This window comes from Streptosporangium sp. NPDC002524, from assembly GCF_040295985.1.
Classification (GTDB): domain Bacteria; phylum Actinomycetota; class Actinomycetes; order Streptosporangiales; family Streptosporangiaceae; genus Streptosporangium.
Genome location: NZ_JBEOWK010000006.1, coordinates 194,492 through 208,755, shown reverse-complemented (window position 1 = coordinate 208,755; position 14,264 = coordinate 194,492). Strand labels below are relative to the sequence as shown.

At 70.6% G+C, this 14,264-nt stretch carries 14 protein-coding genes; 6 read left to right on the top strand and 8 right to left on the bottom strand.

Annotated features, from left to right (window positions below; translation table 11 throughout):
* Positions 1 to 138 precede the first annotated feature (138 nt).
* Positions 139 to 507, top strand: a complete 369-nt coding sequence (locus ABT053_RS12460; RefSeq protein WP_350969038.1) for a barstar family protein — start codon at positions 139 to 141, stop codon at positions 505 to 507.
* Here the strand turns inward: ABT053_RS12460 and ABT053_RS12455 are convergent.
* Positions 417 to 758, bottom strand: a complete 342-nt coding sequence (locus ABT053_RS12455; RefSeq protein WP_350969037.1) for an SWIM zinc finger family protein — start codon at positions 756 to 758, stop codon at positions 417 to 419. The two genes, ABT053_RS12460 and ABT053_RS12455, sit on opposite strands and share 91 nt — an antisense overlap.
* Before the next feature lie 243 nt (positions 759 to 1,001).
* Here ABT053_RS12455 and ABT053_RS12450 point away from each other — a divergent pair, with 243 nt between their 5' ends.
* Positions 1,002 to 3,017 carry a sensor histidine kinase gene (locus tag ABT053_RS12450; RefSeq protein ID WP_350969036.1) on the top strand — a complete coding sequence of 672 codons (2,016 nt, stop codon included), beginning with the start codon at positions 1,002 to 1,004 and terminating at the stop codon, positions 3,015 to 3,017.
* Positions 3,018 to 3,058: 41 nt separating this feature from the next.
* Here ABT053_RS12450 and ABT053_RS12445 read toward each other — a convergent pair whose 3' ends face one another.
* Positions 3,059 to 3,484: a collagen-like domain-containing protein gene (locus tag ABT053_RS12445; protein ID WP_350969035.1), complete on the bottom strand. Its 426-nt coding sequence runs from the start codon at positions 3,482 to 3,484 to the stop codon at positions 3,059 to 3,061.
* Here ABT053_RS12445 and ABT053_RS12440 point away from each other — a divergent pair.
* A complete protein-coding gene (locus tag ABT053_RS12440; RefSeq protein WP_350969033.1) occupies positions 3,449 to 3,751 on the top strand; it encodes a DUF742 domain-containing protein in 303 nt (100 codons plus the stop codon). The genes ABT053_RS12445 and ABT053_RS12440 overlap by 36 nt on opposite strands.
* A 199-nt stretch (positions 3,752 to 3,950) precedes the next feature.
* On the opposite strand, the gene ABT053_RS12435 is transcribed toward ABT053_RS12440, so the two are convergent.
* The 3 genes from ABT053_RS12435 to ABT053_RS12425 form a co-directional block, all read right to left on the bottom strand.
* The gene (locus tag ABT053_RS12435) at positions 3,951 to 4,442 is read right to left on the bottom strand and encodes a GNAT family N-acetyltransferase (protein ID WP_350969032.1); all 492 of its coding nucleotides are present in this window, start codon (positions 4,440 to 4,442) and stop codon (positions 3,951 to 3,953) included.
* 90 nt (positions 4,443 to 4,532) lie between these two features.
* The gene (locus ABT053_RS12430) at positions 4,533 to 5,186 is read right to left on the bottom strand and encodes an NUDIX domain-containing protein (RefSeq protein ID WP_350969031.1); all 654 of its coding nucleotides are present in this window, start codon (positions 5,184 to 5,186) and stop codon (positions 4,533 to 4,535) included.
* 215 nt (positions 5,187 to 5,401) lie between these two features.
* Positions 5,402 to 5,884, bottom strand: a complete 483-nt coding sequence (locus tag ABT053_RS12425) for an STAS domain-containing protein (RefSeq protein ID WP_350969030.1) — start codon at positions 5,882 to 5,884, stop codon at positions 5,402 to 5,404.
* 212 nt (positions 5,885 to 6,096) lie between these two features.
* Between ABT053_RS12425 and ABT053_RS12420 the strand changes: the two genes are divergently transcribed.
* Entirely contained in the window at positions 6,097 to 6,414 is a 318-nt protein-coding gene (locus ABT053_RS12420) for a hypothetical protein (RefSeq protein WP_350969028.1), read from the top strand.
* Positions 6,415 to 6,594: 180 nt separating this feature from the next.
* Here the strand turns inward: ABT053_RS12420 and ABT053_RS12415 are convergent, their stop codons facing one another.
* The gene (locus ABT053_RS12415; RefSeq protein WP_350969027.1) at positions 6,595 to 7,518 is read right to left on the bottom strand and encodes a hypothetical protein; all 924 of its coding nucleotides are present in this window, start codon (positions 7,516 to 7,518) and stop codon (positions 6,595 to 6,597) included.
* A 250-nt stretch (positions 7,519 to 7,768) separates the two neighbouring features.
* Complete coding sequence (locus ABT053_RS12410) at positions 7,769 to 8,995, bottom strand: alpha/beta hydrolase family protein (protein WP_350969026.1); 1,227 nt, start codon at positions 8,993 to 8,995, stop codon at positions 7,769 to 7,771.
* 585 nt (positions 8,996 to 9,580) lie between these two features.
* On the opposite strand from ABT053_RS12410, the gene ABT053_RS12405 reads away from it, so the two are divergent.
* A complete protein-coding gene (locus ABT053_RS12405) occupies positions 9,581 to 10,144 on the top strand; it encodes a helix-turn-helix domain-containing protein (protein ID WP_350969025.1) in 564 nt (187 codons plus the stop codon).
* 752 nt (positions 10,145 to 10,896) lie between these two features.
* Positions 10,897 to 13,356 carry a pectate lyase-like domain-containing protein gene (locus ABT053_RS12400; RefSeq protein ID WP_350969024.1) on the top strand — a complete coding sequence of 820 codons (2,460 nt, stop codon included), beginning with the start codon at positions 10,897 to 10,899 and terminating at the stop codon, positions 13,354 to 13,356.
* A gap of 180 nt (positions 13,357 to 13,536) precedes the next feature.
* On the opposite strand, the gene ABT053_RS12395 is transcribed toward ABT053_RS12400, so the two are convergent.
* The gene (locus tag ABT053_RS12395; protein ID WP_350969023.1) at positions 13,537 to 14,121 is read right to left on the bottom strand and encodes a TetR/AcrR family transcriptional regulator; all 585 of its coding nucleotides are present in this window, start codon (positions 14,119 to 14,121) and stop codon (positions 13,537 to 13,539) included.
* Positions 14,122 to 14,264: the final 143 nt, after the last annotated feature.

Sequence of the window (14,264 nt, the reverse complement as noted above, 5' to 3'; positions counted from 1 at the left end):
AGTTCGGCGGGGTGAGAGGTCCGAGAGACAGCGCGAACCAGCAGCTCAGGGGGCACGGCCGATGACGGTCCAGGACGTCGCCCGCGAGTGCGACCGCGCGGGCACCCGGGGCGTGCCCGTCACCGGCCGGGGGCGAGGATGACCACGGTCTCCAGGGGCACGTTCCGCCAGGGCACGGCCGACGAGGTGGAGTCCATGCTCGGATCCGCCACGCCGCATCGGCTGGACGGTGCGAAGATCACCACCTCGGCCGAGGCGATGGACGCGATCGCCGAGGCCCTCGACCTGCCCGGCCGTTTCGGGCACAACCTCGACGCGCTCTACGACGTGCTCACCGACCTGTCGTGGCTGCCGCCGGGCGAGCACCTGCTGATCTGGCCGGAGCCGTCGACGCTCCGGGCCGGGGACCGCCCGGCCTACGACGCGATCCGGACCGTTCTCGCCGAGGCGGTCACCGACGGCGCGACGGGAGAGTCCTTCCTGTCCGTCCTGATCCTGACCGACTGAGCCGTCGCCACGCAGTGGGCGCAGAAGACGCCGTTCCTGCCCTCGGGGCAGCTGCAGTGCCAGAGAAGGGTGTCGTCGACGAGCCGGAACTCGACGCACGCGGCGCCGTCGTCGACCTCGGCGGTCACCCGCGGCGGGCTGAAGCGGACCAGCTGCACCGCCCCCGCCCTCGCCAGCTCGCCACCACGGGCCAGCGTCGCCTGGTCGGCGCGCTCGGCCTCGGTTCCGATCAGGTCCGCGATCTTCTGCATCGTCGACCCCCCTCCTGTCTAACAGAGACGTACGCGAGGGGCCGATGGTTCCGGACCGCCACATCGCGATAAATCATCTCAACGGGGCCCACGTGTACGTCTAGTCCCAAGTGACCCACATTGCTATGTTTGGCCATTGTTAACCACGCATCTCAAGGTGTGCGAGGTATTATGGCCAGCCGAAAATACTCAATCAGGGTAAAGATTTTTACCTTACTCCTCGTACCCATTATATCCCTTGTAGTGATTTGGGTATTTGCGGCCAGCATCACGGTCCAAGATGGGCAGCAGCTGCTCAGGATCCGGGGCGGTTACGAGCAGGTGGTCGTCCCCGCCAGGAAGGTGACCACCGCGCTCCAGCACGAGCGGATGCTGTCGCTGTCCGTCCTGGGGGACGTCGGCGTCTCGCGCAAGGAGCTGGACGACCAGCGCCTGCGGACGAACGCCGCCCAGGCCGAGCTGGAACGGCTGACCTCCGCCGTCCGGGCCGACATGGACCCCGCCACCTGGGGACGCCTGAGCCGGCTCCTCGCCTCGCTGGACCGGCTCACCGAGATCCGCAGCGGGGTCGACACCCGTACCGAGACCCGGCTGCGGACCCTCGACGCCTACAGCGCGATCATCGCGGCCGCCTTCGACGCCTACGAGAAGATCCGGATATCCGCCGACGTCGAGCTGAGCGACCAGACGCGAGCCGTCGTCATGATCGGCCGGAGCCGCGAGATGCTCAGCCAGCAGGCCGCGCTGATCTCCGGGGCCGTCGTCGAGGGGGCCATGAGCCCCGCGGAGCGCGTGCGGTTCGGCCAGCTGGTCACCGGCCGCAGGCTCCTCCTCTCCATGGGCTTCGACCAGCTCGACGCCGGGTTCCAGACCCTCTACAGGCCGCTGCGCGACTCCTCCGACCACGCCTCGTTCGAGAGGATCGAGGACGCCCTCTCGGCCTCGGCCGTGCCCGACCCCTCCTGGGCCGGGATCGCCACGCGGCTCTCCGACGACTTCGACAAGCTCGCCGGGGACGCCAGCAGGCACATCAGCGAACGGTCCATGCCCCTCGCCAGGGACATCATGGTCAGGATCGGCCTCGCCGCGGGGCTCGGGCTGCTCGCGGTCGGACTGTCCGTCTTCGTCTCGGTGCGGTTCGGCCGGAGGCTCGGCGCCGAGCTCGTCGGCCTCCAGCAGGCGGCCCTCGACCTCGCCGACAAGCGGCTGCCGGACGTGGTCCAGCGGCTCCGCCGGGGCGAGGACGTGTGCTCCGAGGCCCCCAAGATCGAGGTCGGCGACACCGCCGAGGTCGCCGGGGTCGCCGAGGCGTTCTCCACCGTGCAGCGGACCGCGGTCGAGGCGGCCGTCGGCCAGGCCGAGATGCGCAAGGGCGTCAACAAGGTCTTCGTGAACCTGGCCAGGCGCAGCCAGTCCCTGCTGTACCGGCAGCTGGCCATGCTGGAGACCATGCAGCGGCGGGCCAGCGACCCGGCGACCCTGGAGGACCTCTTCGGCCTGGACCACCTGACCACCCGGATGCGCCGCCACTCCGAGGGCCTGATCATCCTGTCCGGCGCCGCTCCCGGCCGGGGGTGGCGCAACCCGGTCACGATCTACGACGTGGTCCGCGCCGCGGTCGAGGAGATCGAGGACTACCCGCGCGTGACGATCGGCGTCCCGCACGGCCCGTCCGTGATCGGCGCGGTCGCCACCGACGTGATCCACCTGGTCGCCGAGCTGGTCGAGAACGCCGCGATGTTCTCTCCCCCGCACACCTCCGTACGCGTCAACGGCGACCTGGTCGCCAGGGGCTACGCCATCGAGGTCGAGGACAGGGGGCTCGGCATCTCCCCCGAGGAGACGGCCCGGCTCAACGCGCTGCTGGCCGACCCGCCGGAGTTCGACCTGGCCGACAGCGACCGGCTCGGCCTGTTCGTCGTCGCGCAGCTCGCCGTACGGCACGGCATCCGCGTCTCCCTGCGGCCCTCCCCCTTCGGCGGCACCACGGCGATCGTGATGCTCCCGAGCGAGCTGGTGGTCGAACCGGTCGATCCGCGGTTCACCTACTCGGTCGAGGTCGAACGGTTACCCTCGGCCGACGGCCTGCCCAAACGGGTGCGCCAGACCGTACCCGCCGAGCGGGCCGCCGGCGGGGTCCCTGGCGCGGGAAGCCGGGGGACCCGCGGGGGCGGGGCGGGCGGGGGCGCCGTCCCGAGCGGCGTGTCCGGGACGCTTCGCGACGGACGGCGGCCCGCCGGGCAGGAGGGTGGACCGTGACATCGGAGCACTCACCCGGCCGGTCGGACCGGTCAGGCCGGTCAGGCCGATCCGACCAGTCCAACTGGCCCGGCCAGTCCGACCGATTCGATCGGTCCGACCAGTTCGATCGGTCCGATCGGTCCAGCCAGTTCGATCGGTCCGATCGGTCCGACCGTTTCGATCGGTCCGACCAGCACCACCGGTCTGGCCAGTTCGACCGTTTCGACCAGTCGGACCGGCCCGACCAGTTCGACCGGTCCGGCCAGTTCGACCGTTTCGACCAGTCGGATCGGTCCGGCCAGTTCGACCGGTCCGGCCAATCGGACCGGTCCGGCCAGTTCGATCAGTTCGATCAGCCCAACCGGTCCGACCGGTCCGGCCGGTCCGGTCAGTCCGGTCAGTCCGACCGGTTCGGGCAGGAGACCGGCCCGGTCGTCCGCCCCTACACGATGACGCGCGGCCGGACCAAGCCCGCCGGAGCCCACTTCGACCTGATGGCCGTGGTGGTGGCGATCGGGGCACCGCACCGGGAGCTGCAGCCCGAGCACCTGTCGATCCTGGACGCCTGCCGCGCGCCGATCCCGGTCGTCGAGCTGGCCGCGCGGACCGCCCTCGCCGTCGGGGTGCTCCGGGTGCTCCTCGGCGACCTGCGCGACAGCGGCCTCATCACCGTACGGGCCCCCACGCCCCCGTCCGCGGTTCCCCGCGAGAACCTGCTCCGAGACCTGCTCGCCGGTCTCAGAACCCTCTGACCGCTTACCGGTTCCCGGCGTCACCCCGGAAACTCCGGAGGCGCCGACGAACGGTCACTCCGGGAGACCGGCGAACCGCCTCCCGGGAGCACCGGCGAACGGTTCCCGCGGGAGCGCCGAAAAACGCCGGAGAGAACCCCGGACAGAACCCCGGCGAGAAAGCGGGCGAGAAGCCGGGCGGCTCCCGGCCCCGCGTCGCTCAGTCGGTGGCCAGGCGGGCGTGCCGCTCCACGTCGTAGCGGACGCCCTCGTAGCTCAGCTTGGCCCGTTCGATCCCCTCGGGCAGGAACCCGGCCCTGGTGGCCACCGCGCAGGAGGCCTCGTTGCCGACCCGGTGCGCCAGCTCCAGGCGGAACAGCTCTCGTTCCCCGAACGCCCACGCGGTCATCTTCCTGACGGCGGCCACGGCCACGCCCCGCCCCCTGGCGCGCGGGAGCGTCCAGTAGGAGACCCAGCCGGTGCCGTGCGCGTCGATGTTGCTCACCGCGACGTTCCCCACGACCTCGCCGTTGGACACCACCGCGAACGCCCGCGCGTCGTCGCGGAACCCCCAGACCCCCATCCACTCCAGCGCCGCCTGGGCGGTGTCGATGGGCCGGGCCGCCTGTTCCGCCATGTCCGGGGAGCCGAACGCGTCGAGCACGACCGGCATGTCGTCCGGCCGCCATCCGCGCAACTCCACTTCCGTCATCCGTGCAGGGTAATGCCCGGCGACCGGCCCGTGAAAGGCTCCGGCGACCGGAGCCGGCACGGGAGGGCCCGGCCCCCGGCCCCGGACCGGCTACCTGCCCCGGCCGGAGAACGGGCCGGACAGCGCCGCCCACTGCAGCAGCATGATGGTCTTCGCGTCGGCGATCTCACCCGAGGCGATCATGCCCAGGGCCTTCGCGAAGGGCAGCTCCACCACCTCGATGTCCTCGCCGTCGTCGGCCAGCCCGCCGCCCTCGGAGGTCCGCCGGTCCGCGCTGTACGGGGCGGCGAAGAAGTGGACGCGCTCGGTCACCGAGCCGGGGCTCATGTAGACGTCGAAGACGTGCTCCACCTCACCGATGTCGTAGCCGGTCTCCTCCGAGGCCTCCCTGCGGATCGCGGTCTCCGGGTCGTCGTCGTCGAGCAGACCCCCCGCCGTCTCCAGCAGGAACCCGTCGGGGTGGTCGTTCACGTAGGCCGGATAGCGGAACTGCCTGATCAGCAGCACGGTCGCCCGCCCGGCGTCGTAGAGCAGCACCGTCGCGCCGTTGCCACGGTCGTAGGTCTCCCGCTGCTCGGTGCTCCAGCCGCCGTCCCTGCGCCGGTAGTCGAACGTCGTCTTGCGCAGCACGTACCAGCTGGACGAGAGCAGCCGCACCTCCCGCACCCGGACGCGGGGGTTGCCGGTCAGATCCAGCCCCATCCTGTCCAGTCCCGTACGACCCCGCCCGTCCGGGACGTTCACCCCGGGTACCTCACCCGACACTGGCTTCCCACCCTCATCTCGGCACCGCGCCGCGCGCCGGTATCGCCCGCGCGACCGGGTCACCGCCCCCGAGGGACGGTGGCACCCGGAGGACAAGTCTGCACCAATGGGCGGAAAGACCCGCGAACCATCTCACGCGTACGGGACCAGAGGTGGAGATGTGGTGAACACGACGGCGGGCGGAGCGGGAAGCCTCACCCCGTACCGGAGGGCGGCTTCGCGTCCGGAGCGGACGGAGCAGATGGAGCGGACGGAGCAGATGAAGCGGACGGTGACACGGATGGAGACGCGGACGGAGACACCGCCGGAGGCTTCGTGGCCCGAGCGAGGGAGGACGCGGCCCGCAGCGACGCGGGGACGTCGGGGTCGAGGGAGAACGCGCCCGCGAGGCCGGTGATCGTCAGGATCCGTTTCAGGACCCCGTGGACACCGGCCAGCCGCAGGCAACCCCCGGCCGCGCCCGCGCGCCGCTGGAACTCCAGCATGGTCCACAGGCCGGTGGAATCGCAGAATCTCAGGCGGGTGACATCGAGGACCAGATGACACGACCCGTCGTCCAGCTCCGTGACCATGACATCACGGAGCCGAGGGCTGGACAGCTTGTCCAGCTCACCGGCGATCGCGATCACCGAGGCGCCCTCGTGCCTGCGGACCGAGAGATCAAGCCGCGTCGTCATCCTCCACAATCCTTACGCCGGGTGCATCGAGGCTATTTTAAAGATCTTGGTGAGAAGACACTCTCCGGCCAACCGCAACACGCCCGTAAGCGAATCGCGCCCTGGGCATGGAACGGGCCCCGGATCCGGCTCGCGGCTCCCACGTCGGGAAATCGTCCACATCGGATCGGAAGTCACAGATAGATCTAGGACGTGCGGGGCACTCAGCAGCTATGAGCGACGATTCGGAGCACCGCGACTTCACCGGGAAGGGGTTCGGCGACGAGCTTTCGGGCCGGCCCAGGACAATGGGAGAGATAGCCGTGAATCTGGCGGTCAGCGAATCACTCGCCAATCACGGCCACCACGCGCTGGTCAACGCCCACGAGGCGGCGGCGAGCAGCCATCAGCTCATGGCCGAGGCGGGTGTGGGCGACGTGGACGAACATCTGGATCTGGCGCGGTGGCACCGCTGGTGCGCCATCGTCGAGGACCAGCTGGCCGACGAGGCCGATCAACGCACCCCCGCCAGACGGAACAAGGACGACTGAACCCGACGGGCACACCGGGGAGCGGGGAAACGCGTACCCACGTATCCACGTACCGGCGGGTGGCGCGATCACGGTGAGGGTGACCGCGCCTCCCGTCGGTACGGGAAAGGTTCGCGGGAGGCCCCTGCGGGCGGAGAACGGCGGGAGCGGGCACGGCGAGCGCGCCGTCACCCCGGCCGGTTACGCGATGTTCCGGTTCACGTCCCGGAGCACCCCGCCGTGGGAGGAGCAGGCTCCCATGATCCCGCCCGACAGGCTCACCCTGCCGTCCACGCACATGACCAGGTGGCCCCTCCCGTTGGGGAAGTTCTCGATGCACGTGAAGACCTGGCAGACGCCGTCGGCGGGCGCGTACACCTTGTTCACCGTGGAGCAGAACGTGAACCCGTAGGGGTTGGGGGGCGCGTCGCAGAGCGGGCCGGTCACGGTCACGGAGGGGCTCAGCGAGGGCGAGGGGGTCGGTGTGGGGGTCGGCGTGGGGGTGGCGGTGACCGTCGCGGTGGCGGTCACGGTCGCGGTGGCCATCACGGTCGCCGTCACGGTGGTGGTCACGGTCTCGGTCACCGTGACCGTGGTGCTCACGGCCGGAGCGGTCACCGTCGCGGTGACGGTCACCCGGGGGGCGGGGGTCGTCCGGGCCGGCGGCGTCGTCGTGGCAACGGAGAAATTACCGCTTTTCTTATAGGTGGCGGTACCGAGATACGTTTCGTGCCAGGCCGTCCGCCCGGCGCTCACCGACAGGGCGGCCGTCACCGTCCGGCACTTCTTCTTCACGCAGACGCGTTGTTTCACGGAGAACCGCTTGGCGGTTCCGTATCCGTTCGTCACCTGCACCCTGAGATAGGACTTGCCGCCGACCCTGGTCACGGAGGTTTTGACCACCCGCTTGGCCGGTGCCGAGGGAGCGGCGTTCACCCATTTGTCCACCAACGCGGAAGCGCCGCTCACCCCCTTGTCCGCCTCGATGAAGCTTCTGATCGCCCGCCTGTCCGCGCTCGCGGTGGGACCTGTGGCGGAGCTCACGGCCGAGGCGGAGAAGGTGTCCCGGATATCGATGGCACCCAGCCAGCCGATGACGGCGATCAGGGTGCCAACGGCCGCCACGGACCAAATGAAAACTCTCATAACACCACAAATGTCCTGTATGTCAGAATTGACGTAGATAAATAATTTATCAGCACTTATATCACCTCCCTCCGCTGGTTTCAGCCGAACGGGACTTGTCGCGAGGGCCCCCGGACCCCGCGCCTTTCGGGGCCGGAGGGACACCCCGCGCCCGGCGTACGGTCACCTCCACGGGTGTGACCGGGCCGGGCGCCACGACGGACCTTCATTCAAGGAAACTCAGGGAAGCTCAGGGAAGCAGCAACCCCCAGTAGAGGGCCCAGGGGACGAACATCGCCCCACCGGCGAGCAGGAGGCCGAGCCGTACCCGCTCCCCCCTCGGCACCGAGGCGCGGGCGCGGCGCCAGGCCAGCGCGGTGAGGACCGCCGCGACCACGGAGACCACCGCGAGGGCCTGCAGCGCCAGCCAGAGCACCGGACGCTCCGCCACCACGGGCCCGGGAGCGGCCAGCTTGCCCCCGGTCATCACCAGGTAGAACAGGTAGGAGAACGATCCGAGCACCGCCACGAGCCCTCCGGCGCTGAGCAGCCGCGCGGCCCTGGTCACCGGGGGACGCGACCGCCCGCCGAGACGCCGTACCAGCGCGGTCACCGGGTAGGCGGTGAAGGCGACCAGGATCAGCAGCAGGACCGCCAGCTGGACCGGCGCCGACTCCCACGGGGCGGGAGGATTCACCGGCACGGTCCGCGAGGCCTGCACGGGAGCGGGCCCGGACGTTCCCGCCGCCGGCGGCCTGCCCGCCGTGACGTCGCCGACCCAGGAGCCGACCAGATCCGCGTAGCCCGGGGCGAGTTCGGGCAGCCGGGTGACGCCGCCGTCGGGACTCAGGTGGGCGGCGTGCTCCGCACCGGCGAAGAAGCGGAACGTGTAGTGCTCGTTGCCTCCCTTCTCCAGCGCCCTGACGAAGAGCGGGGGGCTCTCCTCGGGCGGGGTCAGCAGGTCGTGGGTCCCCCAGATGCCGAGCACCGGCTGGCGCACCCTGGCGATCGTCGGCCCGGGGTCGTAGTACGGCTCGGGGAACATGCCTCCGTCGGCGATCGTCCGGTACAGGTTGAACTCGGCCCGGTCGATCAGCGATCCCGACACCCCCGCCTTGCGCAGCCCGGCCGCCACGGCCCAGGTCTGCTGCCGCAGCGGTGACAGGCCGTTGGCGCCCACGAGCACGACGAAGGCGATGTCGCTCGACCGCGCCGCCGCGATGGGGACCACCCAGCCGCCCTCGCTCAGCCCCCACATGCCGACCTTCGCCGGGTCGACGCCCGGCTGGGAGCGGAGCACGCCGAGGGCGCCGATCGCGTCGTCGGCGAGCAGCGAGTAGGAGCGCTCGAAGAGCGAGTAGTCCTTCGAACGCTTGTCGTAGACCAGCACGGACATCCCCTGGCGGGCGAACGCGACGGCCTCGCCCATCAGCTTCCCGCGGGGCGTGCCGGTGCCCGCGCCGTGGACCAGAACCATGCCCGGACGCGCGGATCGCGCGCCGGTGGGCGAGACGACCGTGCCGCGCATGGCGAGGCCCCCGCCCCCGCGGAAACCCACCTCCGTCGCCGCGAGGTCGGGCGGGACACCGGGAGACGCGGCGCTCGCCGGGACCGTGCCCGCGAGCCCGGCTCTCGTGGTCGCGACAGCCGGGCTCGTGGTCGCGGCCCCCGCGGTGTTGAGGGAAAGAGCGGTGACGGGAGCCGCAGCGGTGGCGGGGGTCCTGGCTGTGGGCGCGGACGCGGATGTGAACGCGGACGGGTGGGCGGATGTGAACGCGGACGGGTGGGCGGATGTGAACGTGGACGGGTGGGCGGATGTGAACGTGGACGGGGGCACGGACAGAGGCACGGACAGAGGCGCGGACAGAGGCGCGGACAGGGGCGCGGACGTGGCGGCGGCGGTCGCTGGAATCGCGAGCAGGCATAGAGCGGTGGTGGCGACCACCGCCCGGAGTCCCAAGGAGGCCGGGGGGATTCTTCTCATGTCCCGAAACTACTCTGCAGAGAGTTCTCGGCAAAGCTTTGTCTGCAGATATCGTTCTGCAGGACTAGGCTGCTCCTCATGAAGGATGACGAGCCGTTCCTGCTCGACGACCCCGGGAAGCTCAAGGCCCTCGCTCACCCCATGCGGCGGCTCATGCTGCGCCATCTCACCGTGCACGGCCCCGCGACCTCCACCACGCTCGGCGAGCTGCTCGGCGCGAAGACCGGCACGACGAGCTACCACCTGCGCCAGCTGGAGAAGTACGGCTTCATCGAGGAGGTCCCGGAGCGCTCGACCGGCAGGGAACGCTGGTGGCGCAAAGCAAAGGGCCCGCGTGACCTGCGGCTTCCCACGCCCGGGCAGCTCGCCCCCGAGGACCGGCCCGTGCTCGCCGAGTTCCACCGGGTCGGCATGGAGGAGGACCGCGAGCTGATGGAGCGGTTCCCCGAGGCCTACCTGCGCGATCCCGAGTGGGCCACCGGATCGCGCGGCCTGGGCCGGATGACCAAGGCCGAGTTCAAGGAGTTCTTCGAGGAGTACATCGCGTTGCTGAAGAGGTACAGCCCCCTGCCCGAGAACGCGTCCCCCGGCGCGCGTCCCATGCACATCCGGCTCTTCGCCATGCCCGCCGACGAGGACTGACAGCCCGAGCCCGCCGTACGACCACCACCGGCCCCGCCCGCGCACAGACCCGGGTCGGCGCCCGCTCCACCGCGCGGCGCAGAGACCCGGACCGGCGCGCCCGGCGCGCCGCATGAGGACCGGGTCGCGCGCCCGGCCCCGCCGCGCAGAGGGACGTCCCCCCGAGCGAAGCGCTGGCGTAGTCGCGGTTCGTGGGACCCTCCAACCGCGCTCGGGACGTCCCCCCGAGCGAAGCGCTGGCGGCGACGTCGTGCGCCCGGCCCCGCCGCCCACAGACCCGGGTCGGCCCGCACCTCCGCGGCCAAGAAGTCTCACACCTTCGCCGTCCAGAAATCTCGCGCCTCCCGCCGCGCGGAAGTCTCGCGCCCCCGCCGCGCGGAAACCCCGCGCCCTCGCCGTGCGGAAGCCCGGGTCAGTGCCCAGATCCGCCACGCGGAGACCCGAGCCGGTCCCCGGCTCGCGGACGGGCCCGCGACCGGCGGGAGTGCCGAACCGTTCCCAAAACGGCCATCCATGACTTTTGACCCATTGACGCCATGTTTCCGACAAGTTAAATTAAGTGTAGAAATAAGGCGTTGATTTACCGTTCCCCGTAAGTCGCCCTTCACCTGCAGTTAGACCTTCCACCCCCCGGATCCGCAGTGGAGACATGCATGAGAGGTCTGTTCCGTCCTGCCGCCTTATGGACTGCCACGGCAGTCGCGGCAGCTCTGCTCGCAGTACCGTCGACTCCCGCCTTCGCCGACACGTTGTTGTCGCAGGGCAAGACCGCGACGGCCTCGTCGACCGAGAACGCCGGCACCCCGGCGAGCGCCGCGGTCGACGGTAACGCCGGCACCCGCTGGTCCAGCGCCAACACCGACGCCCAATGGCTCCAGGTGGACCTCGGCGCCTCGACCAGTGTCAACAAGGTCGTGTTGAACTGGGAAGCCGCGTACGCCAGCGGATACAAAGTCCAGCTCTCCACGAACGGGACCACCTGGACGGACCTGAAGACCGTCACCGGCGGTGACGGCGGGATCGACACCTGGGACGTCACCGGCACCGGCCGGTACGTCCGGGTGCAGGGCGTCACGCGGGCCACCGGCTACGGCTACTCCCTCTGGGAGTTCCAGGTCTTCGGTCCTGACGGCGGCCCCGGCCCCGGCGGGCCGTGCGGCACCACCAACGCCGCGCTGAACAAGACCTACAGCGCCTCGTCGATCCAGGGCGCCGGCCTTCCCGCGAGCGCCGCCTTCGACGGCAACAACGGGACCCGCTGGGCCAGCGCGGCCGGCGACCCGCAGTGGGTCCAGGTCGACCTCGGCTCGGCGCAGACCCTCTGCAAGATCGACTTGAGGTGGGAGGCCGCGTACGCGAGCGCCTTCAAGCTCCAGGGCTCGACCAACGGCACCACCTGGACCGACCTGAAGACCGTCACCGGCGCCACCGGCGGTGTCCAGTCGCATGACGTGACCGGCTCCGCCCGGTACGTCCGGATGCTGGGCAGCGCGCGGGGCACCGCCTACGGCTACTCACTGTGGGAGTTCGCGGTGTACACCACCTCGGGCGGCGACCCCGAGCTCCCCGGTGGCGGTCCGCTGGGCCCGAACGTCCACGTCTTCGACCCGTCGATGTCCAGCGCCACCATCCAGAGCCAGCTGGACTCGGTCTTCACCCAGCAGGAGTCGGCCCAGTTCGGCACCGGGCGCCACGCCTTCCTGTTCAAGCCGGGCACCTACAACGTGAACGCCAAGGTCGGCTTCTACACCTCGATCATCGGCCTGGGCCAGAACCCCGACGACGTCACCCTCAACGGCGTGACCGTCGACGCGGGCTGGTTCGGCGGCAACGCGACCCAGAACTTCTGGCGCTCGACGGAGAACCTGTCGGTCCAGCCTCCCGGCGGCACCAACCAGTGGGCCGTCTCCCAGGCCGCGCCGTTCCGCCGCATGCACATCAAGGGCGCGCTGAACCTGGCCCCCACCGGCTACGGCTGGGCGAGCGGCGGCTACATCGCCGACAGCAAGATCGACGGCGCCGTCGGCCCGTACTCGCAGCAGCAGTGGTACACCCGTGACAGCTCCGTCGGCGGCTGGGTCAACGGCGTGTGGAACATGGTCTTCTCCGGGGTGCAGGGCGCTCCCGCGACCAACTTCCTCGACCAGTCGTACACCACGCTGGAGAACACCCCGATCAGCCGCGAGAAGCCGTACCTCTACGTGGACGGCGCCGGCGCCTACCGCGTGTTCGTCCCGGCCAAGCGGACCAACGCTCGCGGCGTGAGCTGGGCGAACGGCCCCACCCCGGGCAGCTCGCTCCCGCTCAGCCAGTTCTTCGTCGCCAAGCCCGGCGACTCGGCCGCGACCATCAACGCCGCGCTCAACCAGGGTCTGCACCTGCTGCTCACCCCCGGCATCTACAACCTCACCCAGCCGATCAACGTGACCCGCGCGAACACCGTGGTCCTCGGCCTCGGTCTCGCGACGATCATCCCCGGCGGCGGCTCCACCGCGGTCAAGGTGGCCGACGTGGACGGCGTGAAGCTCGCCGGGTTCCTGGTCGACGCGGGCCCGCAGAAGTCCGACGTGCTCATCGAGGTCGGCCCGGCGGGGTCGAGCGCGGACCACGCCGCCAACCCGACCACCCTGCAGGACGTCTTCGTCCGCATCGGCGGCGCCTTCGCCGGCAACGCCACCACCAGCGTCGTCGTCAACAGCGACGACGTGATCATCGACCACACCTGGCTGTGGCGCGGTGACCACGGTGAGGGCATCGGCTGGAACGTCAACACCGCCGAGACGGGCCTCATCGTGAACGGCGACGACGTCCTGGCCACCGGCCTGTTCGTCGAGCACTACCGCAAGTACGACGTCGAGTGGTACGGCGAGCGCGGCCGGACGATCTTCTTCCAGAACGAGAAGGCGTACGACCCGCCGAACCAGGCGGCCTACATGAACGGCACCAGCAAGGGGTGGGCGGCCTACAAGGTCGGCCCCGCGGTCAACACCCACGAGGGCTGGGGACTCGGCAGCTACGTCTACTTCAACGTCGACCCGACGATCGAGGTGGAGAGCGCGTTCGAGACTCCGGTGAAGCCGGGCGTGAAGTTCCACAGCCTGCTCACCGTCTCCCTCGGCGGCAACGGCCGGATCAACCACGTGATCAACGGTGTGGGCGGTCCCGCCTACGGCACCGCGACGATCCCGTCCAAGCTCGTCTCCTACCCCTGAGGTCCTGAGCCCGCCTGATCAGCGGTGGTCATAGCGCTCTCCTCGCTGATCAGGCGTTCCACCCCACGCCGTGGGTCCCCGCTGACCGCGGGGGCCCACGGCTTCTTCATGCCCGTTTATGCCCGTCGCCGGTTCCGTACGCCGGCCCATGCCGGTTCCGTACGCCGGCCGGGTCCCGCGTCAGGGCGCGGCGGCGGCGCGGTAGCGCAGGCCGTCCATCAGCAGGTCGAGCAGGCGGCGGGCCTGGTCGCGCTGCTCGGGCTCCCCCGCGGCGAGGGACACGCCGCCCATGCTCGCGATCACGTCGATCGGCTCGACGTCCGACCGCACGGTCCCGGCGGCGGCACCGGCCCGCAGCAGCGTCGTGATCGCCTCGACCAGCCGGTCGCGGCTCTGCGCGTACGGGTTCCCGCCGGACGCGATGACCACGCGCAACGCGTCGGCCATGCCGCGCTTGGTCGTCATGTAGTCGACGAAGCGATCCATCCAGGCGCGCGTCGCCTCGTCCGGCGGCATGCCCGCCAGCAGGTCCGGCACGACGTCGCACAGCTTGTCCAGCTCGCTGCGGTACGCCTCCTCGATGAGCGCCTCGCGGGTGGGGAAATGGCGGTAGAGGGTGCCGATGCCGACGCCCGCGGCCTTCGCGATCGCGTCGAGCGTCACGTCCGGCCCCTCGTGGGAGAACGCGCGCACCGCGACCTCCAGCAGCCGTTCGCGGTTGCGCCGCGCGTCGGCGCGCAACGGTCGGGGGCCGGTGGCCGACACGGTCTCTCCTCGTCAGTCCCTGTGGACGCTCGGTCCGTGGACGCTCGGTCTCTCTGGACGTGGTGGCCGGCGCGCGGGACGCCGGGGGGCGATTTGCTAAACGGAGGAAACTCCACTTACAGTGGCTCGTAGTGGAGGCTCCT